We start from the raw sequence: 14,944 nt of genomic DNA on the forward strand, positions 1-14,944 counted from the left end.
GGGTGTCAGCGGAGTTCGGAAACAGCGCGAGCGATACGATTGGTGCCGTCGTCGAGCACATCGAGCGACGTGGCGATCGAGATGCGGAAGTACGGCGACAACCCATAGGCGCTACCTTGAACTACCGCAACGCCAACGCTTTCGAGCAGGTACATGGCGACGTCGCTGTCGGTTTCGAGGCGCGCCCCGGCCGGAGTGGTTCGACCGATCAGGCCAGCGCAATTGACGTAGAGATAGAACGCGCCATCGGGCGGCAGGCAGCTCAAGCCCTCGATCTGGTTGATGCGCGTCAGCACGCGGTCGCGGCGGGTACGGTAAATCGCGACGCTTTCGGAAACGAAGCTCTGATCACCGTTGAGCGCTTCGACAGCGGCGGCCTGGCTGATCGAGCAGGCGTTGCCGGCTGCCTGCGACAGCAGCGTGTTCAGCGCACGGATCAGATCGGCGGGCCCGGCGATCCAGCCGATCCGCCAGCCGGTCATCGCGTAGGTCTTCGACACGCCGTTGACCGCAGCCACGCGGTCCGCCAGCTCGGGTGCAGCGTTCAGCAAATGCGGCGTTGCGCGGTCGTCGAAGCGGATGTGTTCGTAGATGTCATCGGTCATGACAAGTACGTGGGGATGCCGTGCGAGGACTTCGGCCAACATGCGGTACTCCGCAGCTGAGTAGCTCGCGCCTGTCGGATTCGAAGGCGAGTTGATGATCAGCCATCGTGTCTTGCCCGTGATTGCCGCTTCGAGCTGCGCCGGTGAGATCTTGAAGCCTTGGCTTTCCGGGCACGCGACAATCTTCGGAACGCCGTCGCAGGCAATCACCATATCGGGGTACGACACCCAGTAGGGCGCCGGGATGATCACCTCGTCGCCGGCCTCGATCGTCGCCTCCAGCGCGCTGTAGATGCCGCTCTTGCAACCGTTGGTGACGATGATGTCGGAAGGTGAGTAGACGAGATTGTTTTCGCGCTTCAGTTTCGCGGCAATCGCCTGGCGCAGATCGACGGAGCCGGCCAACATCGTGTAGCGGGTTGCGCCCTTGTCCATTGCCTTTGAGGCCGCGGCGCGAATGTTCGCGGGCGTATCGAAATCCGGCTCGCCGACGACGAGGCTGACGATGTTCTTGCCCTCCCGCTTCAGCGTCGTTGCCCGATCGGCTGCCGCCGAGCTGGGCGAAGGCTTGATGCGCTTCACGCGTGCGGAGATCCGAGGATGGTTCATAGTGATTGACCCTGGCTAAGCGAGGTGCGACGCTAGAGACACAGCCGGCCGCTGGCCAACACGAGTTCAATCTGGCCTGATAGGCATATCTTATGGATACTCTGCTCCCGGTCAGAGCAGAAGGTGGTCTGAGGAGACGACATGAATCTCAGGCGACTGCAGTATTTCGTGAAGATCGTCGACGTCGGCAGCCTGACGCAAGCGGCCGATGTGCTGCATGTGGCGCAGCCGGCGCTCAGTCAACAGCTCGCGACCCTGGAAGGTGAGGTGCGTCAGCAGCTTCTGGTGCGCACCAAAAGCGGCGTAGTGCCGACCGAGGCCGGAAAGGTGCTGTATCGCCACGCCCAGGTCATCCTCCGGCAATGCGACCAGGCGCGTGTCGACATGAATGCGGCCGCGAAGAACATCTCCGGGGCCGTGGCCGTGGGACTCGCGCCAGGGACTGCCGCGGCAGGACTGGCTTTGCCGCTGCTGCGGGCGGTACGGGCGCGGCACCCCGGCATTCTGCTCTATTTGAACGAGACCTATGGCACCACGCTTTCCGAGCTCGTAATGAACGGCCGCATGGACTTGGCGGTTCTCTACGGCGGCAAGACTGCCGTCCACGGTCTAGCCTTCCAGCCGTTGCTGCGCGAGCCGCTCTACCTTGTCGGCCGCGGCAGCATGGTGGCGCCACCGGCCGAAGTGCCGCTCGCGATGCTCGTGGACACCGAGCTCTACCTCGCGCGTCCCTACAATGTGGTCCGCAAGATGGTGAACGACGCGTTCGCGGCTATCGGCAAGGTGCCGAAAGTCGTGGCGGAAATCGAATCCGCCAGCACCCTGGCTGCCGTGATCTCCGATGGACTTGGCGCCACCATCCTGCCCGAATCGATGGCACGGCAGGTCGCTTCGTCCTGCGATGCCTGGCAATCCTGCATTATCGATCCGGTGATCGAGGCCCCGCTGGCGCTGTGCCAGTCCGATCACTTGCCGCTGTCCGAACCGGCGCAGGCGATCAAGGAGATTCTGCTGGAGCTTGTGGCCGGTCTGCCGGGAAACCTCGTAGCGCCTGAAGAGCGGTCTCAAAAGGCGTCATAGCGCTCCCTTATAGGGGCAAAGCCAATCCGTCTTGGTCGGCAGGAATCGATAGCGCTAGCGTCGAGTTCGGCGTTGCATGTGCAGGGCCACGATCCCGTATGGGGGGCGGAACATGGATTTGGACCGGATCAAGTGCCTGATCGATGCGATGGCTGCGTCTGATCTGAACGAGATGGAGTTCAGCGAAGACGGCTGGTCGCTCAGGCTGGTTCGTCGGGAGCAGCCGAACGATATGGTCCGGGCACCGATCAACAAGGCCCCGTCCGCACACGCCACACAGCGGCCGACTCGTGCCGAGCCCGATGCAACGCCGAAGAGCGAGGCGAACGTCGCAGCCCCCCTGTTCGGAATTGTCCATCTGCAGCCGGCGCCGGATGCGCCGGTCTTCGTTTCGGTAGGGCAGGCTGTGACGGCCGGAACACCACTCTGTGTCATCGAGGCGATGAAGATGTTCCACGAGGTTCGCGCCGAACAAGACGGCACGGTGTCCGCGATCCTGGTTGCATCTGGTCAGGAAGTTGAGGCCGGACAAGAACTGATACGGTTTGCGTGATCCCATGTTTAACTCGGTTCTCATAGCCAACCGGGGAGAGATCGCTCTGCGCATCCAGAGGACGTGCCGGCGTCTGGGGCTGCGTACGATCGTAGTCCATTCCGAAGCCGATCGAGAGGCGCTGTATGTGCGCCATGCCGACCAGGCGCTATGTATCGGGCCGGCCGCGGCCGCGCAGAGCTACCTGAACCAGAAGGCGATTTTGTTTGCGGCCGAGGTCAGTGGTGCCGAGGCGGTCCATCCCGGCTACGGATTTCTGTCCGAGAATGCCAGCTTTGCCGAGCAGGTCGAGGCCGCGGGGCTGAAGTTCATTGGTCCGGCCGCCGCGAGCATGCGCGTCATGGGTGACAAGATCGCGGCCAAGCGCGCCATGAGAGCGGCGGGCGTTCCATGCGTCCCCGGTCCCGATGCGGCCCTGACTGAGGATATTGATGTCGTGCGCATGGCGGCACACGAGATCGGCTATCCCGTGATCCTGAAAGCCGCGGGCGGCGGCGGCGGTCGCGGCATGCGGATGGTAGAGAGCGAAGACGGCTTGCGCGATGCGCTGCTCCTAACTCGAGAAGAAGCGCGGCGGGCGTTCGGCAACAGCGAAATCTATGTCGAGAAATTCCTTGGTCGCCCGCGCCACGTCGAGATCCAGGTGATCGCCGATGCGCACGGTAACGCGGTCTGGCTTGGCAGCCGCGATTGCTCGCTACAGCGGCGACATCAGAAGGTGATCGAGGAGGCGCCAGCCCCGCTGATTCGGGATGCACTAGTCCGCGAAATCGGCGAGCGCTGCGCGGAGGCTTGCCGGCAGATCGGCTATCGCGGCGTCGGCACCTTCGAGTTTCTGGTCGAAGATGACGCGTTCTACTTCATCGAGATGAATACGCGCCTTCAGGTAGAACATCCGATTACCGAAATGACCACCGGGATCGATCTCGTCGAGGCTCAGATCCGTGTGGCGCAGGGTGAAAGGCTGCCGTTCAGGCAGGGCGACATCGCCTGTCACGGTCATGCGTTCGAGTGCCGCATCAATGCCGAAGACCCGGACAGCTTCGTGCCTTCGCCCGGTGTGATTAATATCTGGCAGATGCCGGGTGGACCTGGCGTGCGCATCGACAGTCACGCGAGTGCCGGTTACCGCGTGTCGTCGTACTACGACTCGCTGCTCGGCAAGCTTATCGTCCATGGCGCGACGCGCGAGGAGGCGTTGGCGCGGTTGCGGGTGGCGCTCGACGAGGCCCGAATCCAGGGGATTGCAACCAACCTGCCGCTACACCGGCGCCTCGTCGACGATCCCGATTTTATCAGCGGCGGTGTTAGCATCCACCATCTCGAGACGAATTTTCGGCGGAGCGGGCAGCCATGACGACGGATCGGCCTCGCACAAGCCTGCTCGGGACGACGGCCCTGCTGTTCGAGGCGCCGGGCGAGACCTCGCTCGAAACGCAGCGGCGGATCTGGGCCATGGCGCACGAGGCTGCCGGATTTCCCGGCGTGCGCGAAGCTGTTCCAGGCATGAACAACCTTATGTTGGCTTTCGTCGAGCCGCCGCGGCGGCCAGAGGAGATCGAACAAAGGCTGATCGAACTCTGGAACGTCGTCGCGCCGCTTCCGATCGCCGGGCGCTGCATCGATCTGCCCGTCGTCTATGGTGGCGAAGCTGGACCGCATATGTCCGATGTCGTCGAATACACCGGCATGAGTGTCGATGAGATCGTCGAACGCCACAGCGCGCCGACCTACACCGTATTTGCGCTCGGAAGTCACCCCGGCTATTGTTACCTCGGCGGCATGGATGTTCGCATCGCGACCCCGCGCCGCAAGGTGCCGGTGCTGAAGATTCCGCGTGGAGCCGTGTCAATCGGCGGTAGTCAGACCGGCGTGTCTGCCTCCGACGGACCCAGCGGATGGAACACGATCGGCAGTACAGAGGTCGCATTCTTCGATGTGAATCGCAGCCCGCCCGCGCTACTTCAGCCGGGCGACAGCGTCCGCTTCAAGGCCGCCCGGGTGCTGCGATGATCAGGGTTTTGTCAGCGGCCGCGCTTGCGACGGTCCAGGATCTCGGCCGTACCGGTGGGCTCAATCTTGGCGTCGGAACATCGGGCGCTATGGATCCGCTCGCGCTCGCCGGTGGCAACATTCTGCTGCGCAACGAGGAGAACGCAGCGGCCATTGAGATCCCGGTTTTTCCCTTCAAGGTCCGGTTCGAGCGCTCGACCGTTTTTGCCGTCACCGGCGCCGACTGCGCGGGACGGCTCGATGAAGCGCCGGTGTTGCCGTGGTGGGTGCATCGCGCCGAAGCGGGACAAGTGCTGTCGCTTTCGCTTCCCAAACAGACGACATGGCGGGCGACCCGCGCCTATCTGTGCATCGCGGATGGCATTGACGTGCCGGCTGTGCTCGGCTCGCGCAGCACGCAGTTGAGAGGCTCGTTTGGTGGCCACGAGGGGCGGCCGCTCCGCGACGGTGACGAACTGCCGACCGGCCGTTCGAACGACCGGGCCGCGTCTGGCTTCGGTCTAGTTCCGCCCGGCCTGGCGCTTCCCCTTGAGGCCGATGGCATGCCCGCCGTTCGCGTGTTGCCGGCTGCCGAGTACGACTGCTTCAGCAATTCATCGCACGATGCATTGTGGTCGACGGCCTGGAAAATCACCGCGCAGAGCGACCGGTATGGCTACAGGCTTGCCGGCCGTGAGCTCAACCCGCTGCGTCCACTGGAATTGCGCTCGCATGGCATCGTGCCCGGCGTCATTCAGGTGCCCCATGGCGGCCAGCCCATCATCCAGATGCGCGATGCACAGCCCTCCGGCGGCTATCCCAAAATCGGCACGGTGATCGAGGCAGACCTCTGGCGTCTCGGCCAAGCCCCGATCGGGAGCAGCGTTCGCTTCATACGCTGTAGCTGGGATGAAGCGCTCGATGCCTCGGCGGACATCCGCCGCTGGCTCGCAAACGCCCGTCGTCTGGTCGAGCTTCACTGCCGCGAAGGGAGAGGTCGATGAGCACGCCTCTCGATCACGTCGAGCAGTTGAGCGCCTGGCTCAAGGACGCCGATCTCGGGCTGCTCGAGCTGCGTGGTCCGAATGCTACGTTGCGCCTGGTGAACGATGGTGCATCGGTGCGCGTCCTTGATGGCGAGGAGATCGCGTCCGTCGACGAGCCCTCAATTACGGTCCGCGCTCCATCGCCGGGCATCTTTCTGGATCGTCACCCGCTTCACGAGCGCGCAATCGCTTTGGTCGCCGCCGATGTCCGGGCTGGCGATCCTCTCGGCTTCCTGCAAATCGGTCCTTTGCTTTTGGCCGTGCCCGCGCCTCGGGCAGGAACGCTGACCGATGTGCTGGTCGCGCACGGCACGATCGTTGGCTACGGCACGCCGCTGTTCGCACTGCAGCCGATCGAAGGTGAGACATCATGAAGATCGATCTCAACGCCGATATGGGCGAAGGTTTTGGTCCGTGGCCGATGGGCAACGACGAAGCGCTGATCGACCTCGTGTCTTCGGCCAACGTCGCGTGCGGCTTTCATGCCGGCGATCCCCTGATCATGCAGCGCACGGCGGAGCGCGCCAAGGCGCGCGGCGTCGACCTCGGGGCTCATGTCGGATTTCCGGACCGTCAGGGATTTGGCCGGCGCGTGATGCAGATCGACACCACCGAGCTTGCCGCCATGGTCACGTACCAGCTCGGCGCCCTCGATGGCATCGCGCGGGCCGTCGGGCATCGCGTCACGCATATGAGCTTTCACGGGGCGCTGGGCAACATGGCGGCTGCCGACGCCGATCTTGCCCGGCCATTGGTCCGCGCGGTCGCCGCGTTCGATCCCAATCTCCTGATCGTTTCCTCGAGCAGCCGCGCCATCGAGGGGGCGGCGGCGCAGTGCGGGATCAGGGTCGCCACGACGTTTCTGGCGGACCGGGCCTATGACGACGAGGGCCTGCTGGTGTCTCGGGCAAAGCCCGGTGCGGTCATTCACGATGCCGGGGTGGTCGCCGAGCGGGTCGAGCGTCTGCTGCGTGACGGAGTGGTCATCGCCGCCAGCGGAAAGGCGCTCGCGATGCCGGTCAAATCGATCCTGCTGCATGGGGATACCCAGGGCGCCGTCGAGCTGGCCCGAGGGATTCGCGCCTCGATCGAGGCGACCGGCGGGGAAATCGTGCCGGTTTCCCGGCTTGTGGCGGGCTCCGGCGGAGCGCGTGGATGATCATAAGGGGACCTTATCCCACCACAGTTAATCCGTCTTGGCGGTGAAGTTACGGGATCGTTTAGCGTGTTCAGAGGGTGAGGAACCAGATGCCATTCTCGGACTACAGGACTGCTCTCGTCACCGGCGCCTCGTCAGGAATCGGCCTGGCGGTTGTCGAGCGCCTGGCGCGTGAAGGCCTGATGGTCCATGCGCTCGCCCGGAGTGCGGATGCGCTGAGAGCTTTGGCCGATCGCACCGGCTGCATCCCGCACGCGGTCGACGTCAGAGATATCGCGGCTATCAGCAAGCTTGCTCAGGGCATCGAAGTCGACGTGCTCGTCAACAGCGCGGGCGTCGACCGGCCGAAGAAATTTCTTCAGGCGGATGCGGAGGACATCGATCTCCTGGTCGACGTCAACCTGCGCGCGATCCTGCATCTCTGCCGCCTGCTCGTGCCGGGCATGGCTCAGCGCGATCGCGGTCACGTGGTGAACATCACCTCGATCGCCGGCGCCTACAACTTCGCGGGCAATTCAAGCTACCACGCGACCAAGGCGGCCGTCAGCATGCTGACCAGTCAGCTCAGGATCGACTGCTTCGGCAAGCGCGTGCGCGTCACGGAGATCTGCCCAGGCCGGGTTGCAACCGATATCTTCGCCCATGTCCACGGCGACAGCGCCGAAACACGCGCGAACTTCATCGAAGGCTTTGAGCTGCCCGAGGCAAAGGACATTGCCGATGCGATCGCGTTTGCGATCGCGGCTCCCGTAGCGGTGAATGTGGGTTACATCGAAATCACTCCGACCTTGCAGGTGCCGGGTGGCCTGTCGACCACGCGCCCCGAGGGCTCCCCAAAACCCTTTCTCCCGACCTAGATGAGGGGCGCGCGATGAAGGGTTTCGACCTCATGGCCGTCCTGCTCAATCCGGAGTTCAGCCGGATGCTGGTCCATGGGGTGAAGATGACCTTTATCATCTTTATTGGCTCATGGTTGCTGGCGATGAGTCTCGGAATGATCCTTCTTGCGGTCCGGATGCTTCCGGGCCGGATTGCCAGCGGTTTTGTCGCGATCTACGTCTCCTACCACCGCAATGTGCCGACGCTGGTGCAGCTCATGCTCTGGTATTTCGGCATTTCGAGCCTGCTGCCAGGCTCCGTTCAGATGTGGCTCGGCGATCACAATGGCGAAGCGGTGTTTGCGGTCGTTGCTCTGGGGTTGTGTCAGGCTGCGTATTTCAGCGAAGATCAACGCTCCGGTCTGCGCGCCGTGCCGAGGGGGCAGTGGGAAGCCGCCCGTGCCCTGGGGCATAGCTACGTCGGAGCAATGACCTACATCCTGCTGCCGCAGGCGGTTCGCAACGCGATGCCGGCGCTGGTGAACCATACAGTCTCGCTGTTCAAGAACTCCAGTCTTGCGATGGCGATCGGCGTCGCCGAGCTCACCCACGCCGTCAAGGAGGTCGAGAACCAGAGTTTTCGACCGTTCGAGACTTATCTGATTGCCACGATCGTTTACCTCGTCTGCTCGCTGCTGCTGATGTGGCTTGGTCACTATCTCGAGCAGCGCAGCCGCATGGCCGGAGCGGTCTGATCATGTCGCTGCTCCCGAGCATGATCGATATCGTCAGGGACAACTGGCTGTTGCTGCTCGTCGGCCAGTATCCGAACGGCCCGCTTGGCGGCATCGCGGCCACCCTCATTCTCTCTGTCCTCGGCATTGCTTTGGCGTTTCCGCTGAGCGTAGCGATGGCACTCGCCAGCCTGTCGCCGTGGCGCGCGCTGCGCTGGCCGGTCATGGCCATGGTCTACATCACCCGCGGCGTGCCGCTGCTGCTGATCATCCTATGGGTCTATTTCGTGCTGCCGCTCTTGATCGGTCATAGCGTACCGGCTTTCGCGACCATGCTGGTCACGCTGGTCGGCTATGAAGCCGCATTCCTGAGCGAGATTGTGCGTGCCGGCATTCTGGCGCTGCCACAAGGTCAGATGGACGCCGCCCGCGCGCTCGGACACAGCCATCTCGGCGCGATGCGCTACGTGATTCTGCCGCAGGCGCTGTTCAACATGATCCCGAGCATCCTCAGCCAGTTCGTTTCCACCATCAAGGAGACCACGCTCGGCTACATCATCAACGTCCCGGAGCTCACCTTTGCAGCCGGCCAGATCAACAACCGCTTGCTGACCAAGCCGTTCGAAGTCTACTTCATCCTTGCCATCAGCTACTTCATCGTTTGCTGGAGCTTGACGCAGGCCATCAACATGATCGAGCGGCGGATTGCCGCGCGCCGAACCGCAAGCGTGGCTGCCGAGTCTGCAATGCCTGCCACAGCCGCAAGCGCATCAGGGGCATGACCATGTCCCGTGAGACACCATCCGGAGATGCCGATCCGATGATCAAATTCATCGCTGTCCACAAGTTCTTTGGGGCGCTCGCCGCGCTGACCGACGTCAACGCCGAGGTCAAGAAAGGCGAGGTGGTAGTGGTCTGCGGGCCATCCGGTTCGGGCAAGTCGACGCTGATCCGCACCGTCAACAGGCTCGAGGAAATCCAGTCCGGCTCGGTGCTGTTCGAGGGCAAGGACGTCCACGCCAAGCTGCGTGGCTCCGCGCTGAACCACCTCCGGAGCCGCATCGGCTTCGTCTTCCAAAGCTTCAACCTGTTTCCGCACCTGAGCGCGCTCGACAACGTCATGCTATCACCGATGAAGGTGAACGGCGTCAAACGCAGCGACGCGCGCGAAACGGCGCTTCGGCTATTGGACCGCGTAGGCCTCTCGGCCAAGGCGCAGAACTACCCCGCCCAGCTCTCCGGTGGACAGCAGCAGCGCGTCGCAATCGCGCGAGCGCTCGCCATGGAGCCGCCGGCGATGCTGTTCGACGAACCGACCAGCGCGCTCGATCCGGAGATGGTGGGCGAGGTGCTCTCGGTCATGCGCAGGCTTGCACGTGATGGAATGACCATGATGTGCGTGACCCACGAGATGAATTTCGCGCGCGATGTCGCCGACCGTGTTTGGTTCATGGACGCCGGAAGGGTGCTCGAGACGGGAGCTCCGGGCGACTTCTTCCGCTCACCACAGCATCCGCGTGCACAGCGCTTCCTATCGGACCTGCACACCCGATGACCATATTGCCTTGATGTGATCAACCAGAAGGAGAGTACGAATGTCTTTCAAGAACCGTTCGATCGGCTTGGTGGCAGCGCTCACAGGCCTTGCCGGGATCGCGTCGATGGCGTGCGCCGACCAGCTCTCGGACATCACGCAGCGCAAGGAACTGCGCTGCGGAACCTTCGCGGACGTACCACCGTTTGCGGCCCCTGATGCCAAGACGCGTGAGATGGTCGGCTTTGACGTCGACCTCTGCAAGGCCATCGCCCAACGCTGGGGCGTTGTCGCCAAGATCACTCCGCTCTCGGTCGAGGCGCGCGTGCCCGAGGTCAAGCTCGGTCACGTCGACATCACGGTGGCGAACCTCGCCTACACGCTGGGACGTGCCGAGCAGATCCAGTTTTCCGATCCTTATTATATCGCCAAGGAAATGCTGGCAGTAAAGGCGAGCGACCCCGGGACCGCCAAAGCCGACTTCAAGGGCAAGCGGCTGGCGTCGACCAAGGGATCGACGTCGGAACTCGCGATCAAGATGAACGAATCCGACCCGCTGACTTTCGTCGATACTGGTTCGGCCTTCATGGCGGTTCAACAGAACAAGGCCGTCGGAATGGTCGCGAATACCATGACCATTACCAAGCTCGTGAACCAGTCCAAGGAGGCCGGGCAGCCGCTAAAGATGATCGAGGAGCCGATGGTCCTGCAGCCGATCGGCGTTGGCATGAAGAAGGACGAGCCGGCGCTGCTCGCGAAGATCAACGAGACCCTACTCGCGATGGACCGGGCCGGCGAGATCAACCAACTCTGGGACAAGTGGCTCGGTCCGAGCACCGAGTTTAAGATGACACGCACCGACAAGGTCGCGCCGCTCAGCCAGTTGAAGTTCACGCCTCTCCCATGATTTTTGAGTTGGCCATTCACATCGATTGGAGCAGGTTTTATCCCGACTAGGGGCCCGTCGCTGCTCTTTCGCCGGCGTGTATCCTATCGAACGTGCTGCGAAGAACTTCAGCGCGGGGAAATGGCATGTTCGCCATCGAGTTGCGCCATGAGCCAATCTGCAAAGGCTCGTACCGCAGATCTCTGTCGGCTGGCGCGCGGGTAGATCAGGCGATGGCCGACGTAGCGGATATCGTTGGCGCGTCCTGCCAGCGGCGCAACCAATCGCCCGCTCGCCAGTTCGCGTTCGGCCAGAAGCGTTGATTCTAACGCTACTCCCAATCCCTCCGCTGCCGTTGCGATTGCCAGAAAGCTGCGATCAAACCTCATGCCGTGCAGGGCGGGGGCTTCCAATCCGTTGGCGGTAAACCATTGGTGCCATTGCACCTGCTTCACGTCGGAGCGGATCAGCGTCTGATCGAGAAGGTCGGCAGGCTTCCTGATCGATTTTGCGAGAGCAGGGGAGCAGAGCGGGGTGACCGTCTCCTCGGGGAGAGGAACAACCTCCACGCCCTCCGCGCGCGGCGGCCCGTAGACGATATCGATATCGAAATCATCGTTGCTGAAGCGAGCGTAGTCCGTGCTCGCAGCCAGCCGCACTTCGAGCTTCGGATAGGCGGCGAAAAATTGTGCGAGGCGTGGTGCCAGCCATTGCGCAGCAAAACTAGGTGCCGAATGGACGCGCACCAATTGTGGTCCGCGCGCGGCGACTTCCTCGAGGCCACGGCGAAGCTGATCGAAGGCCGCTCCCGTGTGACGCATCAGATTTTCGCCGGCCGGCGTGAGCCGCACTGATCGCGCGCTGCGTTCGAACAGAACGGTGCGGAGCGTGTCCTCCAGCTTGCGGATCGCATGACTGACCGCACTCGGCGTCAGGTGAAGCTCATTCGCGGCATCACGGAATGATCCCGTGCGAGCAGCGGCTTCAAAGGCGCGAATTGCCGATATCGGGACATTCGACAGCATTCCATAAGTGAACCAGATTCATCGATCCGTGACAACTGTGCGTTTGTCTGCTGCGCCTCCGCGGTTCATTCTTGGCCTGCCAAGGGAAAAAATTCGCGGGAGGAACTGATGCTGCTCAGCACTAAGGCGGCCATCATTTCGGGCGCGGCATCGCCGCGCGGCATCGGGCTTGCCACGGCACGGCGGTTCGCCGCCGAGGGCGCCCGCGTCGCCATTCTCGACGTTGACGCGAGCGCGGCGGCGGACGCCGCGGCGTCGCTTGGCACGTCCCACATTGGGCTGCGATGCGACGTCGCCGATAAATCATCCTGCGAGCAGGCCGTCGCTCGCGTGATGGAAGCCTTCGGGGGCATCGATATTCTCATCAACAACGCCGGCATCACCCAGCCGGTCAAGTTCCTGGATATCTCGCCGGCAGATTGGGATCGCATTCAGGACGTCAATCTCAAGGGCATTCTGTTCCTCTCCCAGGCGGTGATCCCGCACATGCGCGCACGCAAGTCCGGATCGATCGCCTGCATGTCCTCGGTTTCGGCCCAGCGCGGCGGCGGAATCTTTGGCGGCCCGCATTATTCGGCGGCCAAGGCTGGCGTGCTCGGTCTCGCAAAGGCGATGGCCCGTGAGTTCGGCCCGGACGGCATCCGCGTCAATTGCGTGACGCCGGGCCTGATCGGCACCGATATCACCTCGGGCAAGCTGACCGACGAAATGAGGGCGAAGATCCTGGAAGGCATTCCGCTCAATCGCCTCGGCACGGCAGACGACGTCGCTGGCATCTACACCTTCCTGGCTTCGGATCTCTCCGCCTACGTGACTGGTGCCGTGATCGACGTCAACGGTGGCATGCTGATCCACTGAGCCAGCAAGACAAGGTCCAGATCGATGGAAACGCTGACCAACACGCCCAAGCTGACGGACCGCGCCTATAACATTCGCCGCAATGCGCTGCGCATGGGCGAGGTCCAGGGGCAAGGCTATATCGCACAGGCGCTGGACATCTCCGACGTCCTTGCCGTGGCCTATTTTCACGCAATGCGCTACCGGCCGGAAGATCCCTCCTGGGAAGACCGCGACCGCTTCCTGTTATCAAACGGGCACTACGCCATCGCGCTTTATGCGGCTTTGATCGAGGCGGGGATCGTCCCCGAGGACGAGCTCGAAACCTATGGCAGCGACGAGAGCCGCCTGCCGATGTCTGGCATGGCGTCCTACACGCCCGGAATGGAAATGTCGGGCGGCTCGCTCGGGCTTGGGCTCAGTATCGCCGTCGGCATGGGCCTGGGGCTCAAGCGCAAGAAATCCGAGGCGCGGGTGTACACGTTGTTCTCCGACGGCGAGCTCGACGAGGGCTCGGTCTGGGAAGCCATCCAGTCGGCGGGCCATTACAGGCTCGATAATCTGATCGGCATCGTCGACGTCAACAATCAGCAGGCGGACGGTCCTTCGACGCAGGTGATGGCGTTCGAGCCGCTGGTCGAGAAGCTTCAGGCTTTCGGCTGGTTTGTGCAGCGGATCGACGGCAATGATCTCGATGCCGTGGTTGCGGCATTCGATGCCGCCAAGTCTCACCCAGCGCCCAAGCCGCGCATGATCGTCGCCGACACGCTGATGGGCAAGGGCGTTCCTTTCCTGGAGCAGCGCGAAAAGAACCATTTCATCCGGGTCGAGCAGCACGAATGGCAGCTCGCGCTGGCCGCGCTGGAAGCCGGGAGGCAGGCATGAAGACCGTCAGATCAGCACCTCAGCCGGGCAAGCCGCGCCTGACGACCTCAGCCATGATCGCTTCGATCGCGGCGGAGGGGCAGAAGACGAAGCCGGCGCCGTTTGGACACGCGCTCGTCGAGCTCGCGCGCAGCCGTCCCGATGTGGTCGGCATGACGGCCGATCTTGGCAAATACACCGACCTGCACATCTTCGCGAAGGAATTTCCGGACCGCTATTATCAGATGGGCATGGCCGAGCAGCTTCTGTTCGGGGCGGCCTCCGGTCTTGCCGCCGAAGGCTTCATGCCATTCGCAACCACATACGCGGTCTTCGCTTCGCGCCGCGCCTACGACTTCATCCATCAGACGATCGCGGAGGAAGACCGCAACGTGAAGATCGTCTGCGCGTTGCCCGGCCTGACGTCGGGGTATGGCCCGAGTCATCAAGCCGCAGAGGATCTCGCGCTGTTTCGCGCGATGCCGAACATGACGGTCATCGATCCCTGCGATGCTCATGAAATCGAGCAGCTGGTGCCCGCGATCGCGGCGCATCAGGGGCCGGTCTACATGCGCCTGCTGCGAGGCCAGGTGCCGGTCGTGCTGGATGAATACGACTACAAGTTCGAGCTCGGCAAAGCCAAGCTGGTTCGTGACGGGAAGGATGTTCTAATCATCTCATCCGGCATCATGACCATGCGTGCGCTCGAGGCTTTGCAAACTCTGAAGAACGACCGCGTCGATGCTGCGGTGCTCCATGTTCCGACCATCAAGCCGCTCGACGCCGAGACGATACTGCGTGAAGCCGGCAAGTCAGGCCGCTTGGTCGTCGTCGCCGAAAACCACACGACGATTGGCGGTCTCGGCGAGGCGGTTGCCGCACTCCTGCTGCGTTCAGGCATCCATCCGCCGTTCCGCCAGATCGCATTGCCGGACGAATTTCTTGACGCCGGCGCACTTCCGACGCTGCACGACCGCTACGGGATCTCCACCGCCGAGGTCGCAAGGCAGATCAAGCAGTGGCTTTAGCGCACCAGCACTAAGCGCCAGTCACGCCGAATCCGAGTGAAGAGTTCCGCCCGCTGCATGTTGCAGCGGGCGAGCGACGGCTGTTGCCCGAATGCGGGCGGTCGAAGAGCCCGGAGAGCTGAAAGCCAGCGCAGGCTCATGCAGCCGCACAACGTCAATACAGGATCAGGAGGA

17 protein-coding genes are annotated in these 14,944 nt (G+C 63.0%); 15 read left to right on the plus strand and 2 right to left on the minus strand.

Going from position 1 to position 14,944, the window contains the following annotated elements:
• Nucleotides 1-5: 5 nt before the first annotated feature.
• Nucleotides 6-1,214: an aspartate transaminase gene (locus I6F16_RS34765; RefSeq protein WP_225133379.1), complete on the minus strand. Its 1,209-nt coding sequence runs from the start codon at nt 1,212-1,214 to the stop codon at nt 6-8.
• Between the two features lie 141 nt (nt 1,215-1,355).
• On the opposite strand from I6F16_RS34765, the gene nac reads away from it, so the two are divergent.
• The 12 genes from nac to I6F16_RS34825 all read left to right on the plus strand — a co-directional run bounded on the left by nac (nt 1,356) and on the right by I6F16_RS34825 (nt 11,037).
• Nucleotides 1,356-2,294, plus strand: coding sequence for a nitrogen assimilation transcriptional regulator NAC (gene nac, locus I6F16_RS34770; protein WP_225125121.1), 939 nt, complete (start codon nt 1,356-1,358; stop codon nt 2,292-2,294).
• A gap of 112 nt (nt 2,295-2,406) precedes the next feature.
• Nucleotides 2,407-2,847: an acetyl-CoA carboxylase biotin carboxyl carrier protein subunit gene (locus I6F16_RS34775; protein WP_225125123.1), complete on the plus strand. Its 441-nt coding sequence runs from the start codon at nt 2,407-2,409 to the stop codon at nt 2,845-2,847.
• Between the two features lie 4 nt (nt 2,848-2,851).
• On the plus strand, nt 2,852-4,204 hold the full coding sequence (accC, locus tag I6F16_RS34780) for an acetyl-CoA carboxylase biotin carboxylase subunit (protein WP_225125161.1): 1,353 nt from the start codon (nt 2,852-2,854) through the stop codon (nt 4,202-4,204).
• A complete protein-coding gene (gene pxpB, locus I6F16_RS34785; protein ID WP_225125172.1) occupies nt 4,201-4,860 on the plus strand; it encodes a 5-oxoprolinase subunit PxpB in 660 nt (219 codons plus the stop codon). The genes accC and pxpB overlap by 4 nt, the downstream gene beginning before the upstream one ends.
• Nucleotides 4,857-5,843 (plus strand): biotin-dependent carboxyltransferase family protein, encoded by a 987-nt coding sequence (locus I6F16_RS34790; RefSeq protein ID WP_225125174.1) that lies wholly within the window; start codon nt 4,857-4,859, stop codon nt 5,841-5,843. The genes pxpB and I6F16_RS34790 overlap by 4 nt, the downstream gene beginning before the upstream one ends.
• The gene (locus I6F16_RS34795) at nt 5,840-6,259 is read left to right on the plus strand and encodes a biotin/lipoyl-containing protein (protein ID WP_225125176.1); all 420 of its coding nucleotides are present in this window, start codon (nt 5,840-5,842) and stop codon (nt 6,257-6,259) included. The genes I6F16_RS34790 and I6F16_RS34795 overlap by 4 nt, the downstream gene beginning before the upstream one ends.
• Nucleotides 6,256-7,044: a 5-oxoprolinase subunit PxpA gene (locus tag I6F16_RS34800; protein ID WP_225125188.1), complete on the plus strand. Its 789-nt coding sequence runs from the start codon at nt 6,256-6,258 to the stop codon at nt 7,042-7,044. The genes I6F16_RS34795 and I6F16_RS34800 overlap by 4 nt, the downstream gene beginning before the upstream one ends.
• Nucleotides 7,045-7,133: 89 nt before the next feature.
• Nucleotides 7,134-7,901: an SDR family oxidoreductase gene (locus tag I6F16_RS34805; protein ID WP_225125190.1), complete on the plus strand. Its 768-nt coding sequence runs from the start codon at nt 7,134-7,136 to the stop codon at nt 7,899-7,901.
• Between the two features lie 14 nt (nt 7,902-7,915).
• Nucleotides 7,916-8,617 carry an amino acid ABC transporter permease gene (locus I6F16_RS34810; RefSeq protein ID WP_225125192.1) on the plus strand — a complete coding sequence of 234 codons (702 nt, stop codon included), beginning with the start codon at nt 7,916-7,918 and terminating at the stop codon, nt 8,615-8,617.
• A gap of 8 nt (nt 8,618-8,625) precedes the next feature.
• Nucleotides 8,626-9,378 carry an amino acid ABC transporter permease gene (locus I6F16_RS34815; RefSeq protein WP_225133420.1) on the plus strand — a complete coding sequence of 251 codons (753 nt, stop codon included), beginning with the start codon at nt 8,626-8,628 and terminating at the stop codon, nt 9,376-9,378.
• A 38-nt stretch (nt 9,379-9,416) separates the two neighbouring features.
• Nucleotides 9,417-10,151: an amino acid ABC transporter ATP-binding protein gene (locus I6F16_RS34820; RefSeq protein ID WP_225125194.1), complete on the plus strand. Its 735-nt coding sequence runs from the start codon at nt 9,417-9,419 to the stop codon at nt 10,149-10,151.
• Nucleotides 10,152-10,191: 40 nt separating this feature from the next.
• Complete coding sequence (locus tag I6F16_RS34825; protein ID WP_225125196.1) at nt 10,192-11,037, plus strand: ABC transporter substrate-binding protein; 846 nt, start codon at nt 10,192-10,194, stop codon at nt 11,035-11,037.
• Nucleotides 11,038-11,144: 107 nt separating this feature from the next.
• On the opposite strand, the gene I6F16_RS34830 is transcribed toward I6F16_RS34825, so the two are convergent.
• Complete coding sequence (locus I6F16_RS34830; protein WP_225125198.1) at nt 11,145-12,041, minus strand: LysR substrate-binding domain-containing protein; 897 nt, start codon at nt 12,039-12,041, stop codon at nt 11,145-11,147.
• A 108-nt stretch (nt 12,042-12,149) separates the two neighbouring features.
• On the opposite strand from I6F16_RS34830, the gene I6F16_RS34835 reads away from it, so the two are divergent.
• From I6F16_RS34835 to I6F16_RS34845, 3 genes are read left to right on the plus strand one after another with little or no spacing between them, the layout of a single operon-like run.
• Nucleotides 12,150-12,899: an SDR family oxidoreductase gene (locus tag I6F16_RS34835; protein ID WP_225125200.1), complete on the plus strand. Its 750-nt coding sequence runs from the start codon at nt 12,150-12,152 to the stop codon at nt 12,897-12,899.
• A 24-nt stretch (nt 12,900-12,923) separates the two neighbouring features.
• Complete coding sequence (locus I6F16_RS34840) at nt 12,924-13,763, plus strand: transketolase (protein WP_036008392.1); 840 nt, start codon at nt 12,924-12,926, stop codon at nt 13,761-13,763.
• Nucleotides 13,760-14,770 carry a transketolase family protein gene (locus I6F16_RS34845; RefSeq protein WP_193374973.1) on the plus strand — a complete coding sequence of 337 codons (1,011 nt, stop codon included), beginning with the start codon at nt 13,760-13,762 and terminating at the stop codon, nt 14,768-14,770. Before I6F16_RS34840 ends, I6F16_RS34845 begins: the two co-directional genes overlap by 4 nt.
• Nucleotides 14,771-14,944 lie beyond the last annotated feature (174 nt).

This window comes from Bradyrhizobium sp. IC4060 (assembly GCF_020193715.1).
GTDB classification, from domain to species: domain Bacteria; phylum Pseudomonadota; class Alphaproteobacteria; order Rhizobiales; family Xanthobacteraceae; genus Bradyrhizobium; species Bradyrhizobium yuanmingense.

Coding starts and splice junctions, on each gene's coding strand:
- I6F16_RS34765 (WP_225133379.1), bottom strand. CDS start 1,214: ATGAACCATCCTCGGATCTCCGCACGCGTGAAGCGCATCAAGCCTTCG.
- I6F16_RS34790 (WP_225125174.1), top strand. CDS start 4,857: ATGATCAGGGTTTTGTCAGCGGCCGCGCTTGCGACGGTCCAGGATCTC.
- I6F16_RS34795 (WP_225125176.1), top strand. CDS start 5,840: ATGAGCACGCCTCTCGATCACGTCGAGCAGTTGAGCGCCTGGCTCAAG.
- I6F16_RS34820 (WP_225125194.1), top strand. CDS start 9,417: ATGATCAAATTCATCGCTGTCCACAAGTTCTTTGGGGCGCTCGCCGCG.
- I6F16_RS34835 (WP_225125200.1), top strand. CDS start 12,150: ATGCTGCTCAGCACTAAGGCGGCCATCATTTCGGGCGCGGCATCGCCG.
- I6F16_RS34775 (WP_225125123.1), top strand. CDS start 2,407: ATGGATTTGGACCGGATCAAGTGCCTGATCGATGCGATGGCTGCGTCT.
- I6F16_RS34830 (WP_225125198.1), bottom strand. CDS start 12,041: ATGCTGTCGAATGTCCCGATATCGGCAATTCGCGCCTTTGAAGCCGCT.
- I6F16_RS34810 (WP_225125192.1), top strand. CDS start 7,916: ATGAAGGGTTTCGACCTCATGGCCGTCCTGCTCAATCCGGAGTTCAGC.
- nac (WP_225125121.1), top strand. CDS start 1,356: ATGAATCTCAGGCGACTGCAGTATTTCGTGAAGATCGTCGACGTCGGC.
- pxpB (WP_225125172.1), top strand. CDS start 4,201: ATGACGACGGATCGGCCTCGCACAAGCCTGCTCGGGACGACGGCCCTG.
- I6F16_RS34840 (WP_036008392.1), top strand. CDS start 12,924: ATGGAAACGCTGACCAACACGCCCAAGCTGACGGACCGCGCCTATAAC.
- I6F16_RS34845 (WP_193374973.1), top strand. CDS start 13,760: ATGAAGACCGTCAGATCAGCACCTCAGCCGGGCAAGCCGCGCCTGACG.
- accC (WP_225125161.1), top strand. CDS start 2,852: ATGTTTAACTCGGTTCTCATAGCCAACCGGGGAGAGATCGCTCTGCGC.
- I6F16_RS34825 (WP_225125196.1), top strand. CDS start 10,192: ATGTCTTTCAAGAACCGTTCGATCGGCTTGGTGGCAGCGCTCACAGGC.
- I6F16_RS34805 (WP_225125190.1), top strand. CDS start 7,134: ATGCCATTCTCGGACTACAGGACTGCTCTCGTCACCGGCGCCTCGTCA.
- I6F16_RS34800 (WP_225125188.1), top strand. CDS start 6,256: ATGAAGATCGATCTCAACGCCGATATGGGCGAAGGTTTTGGTCCGTGG.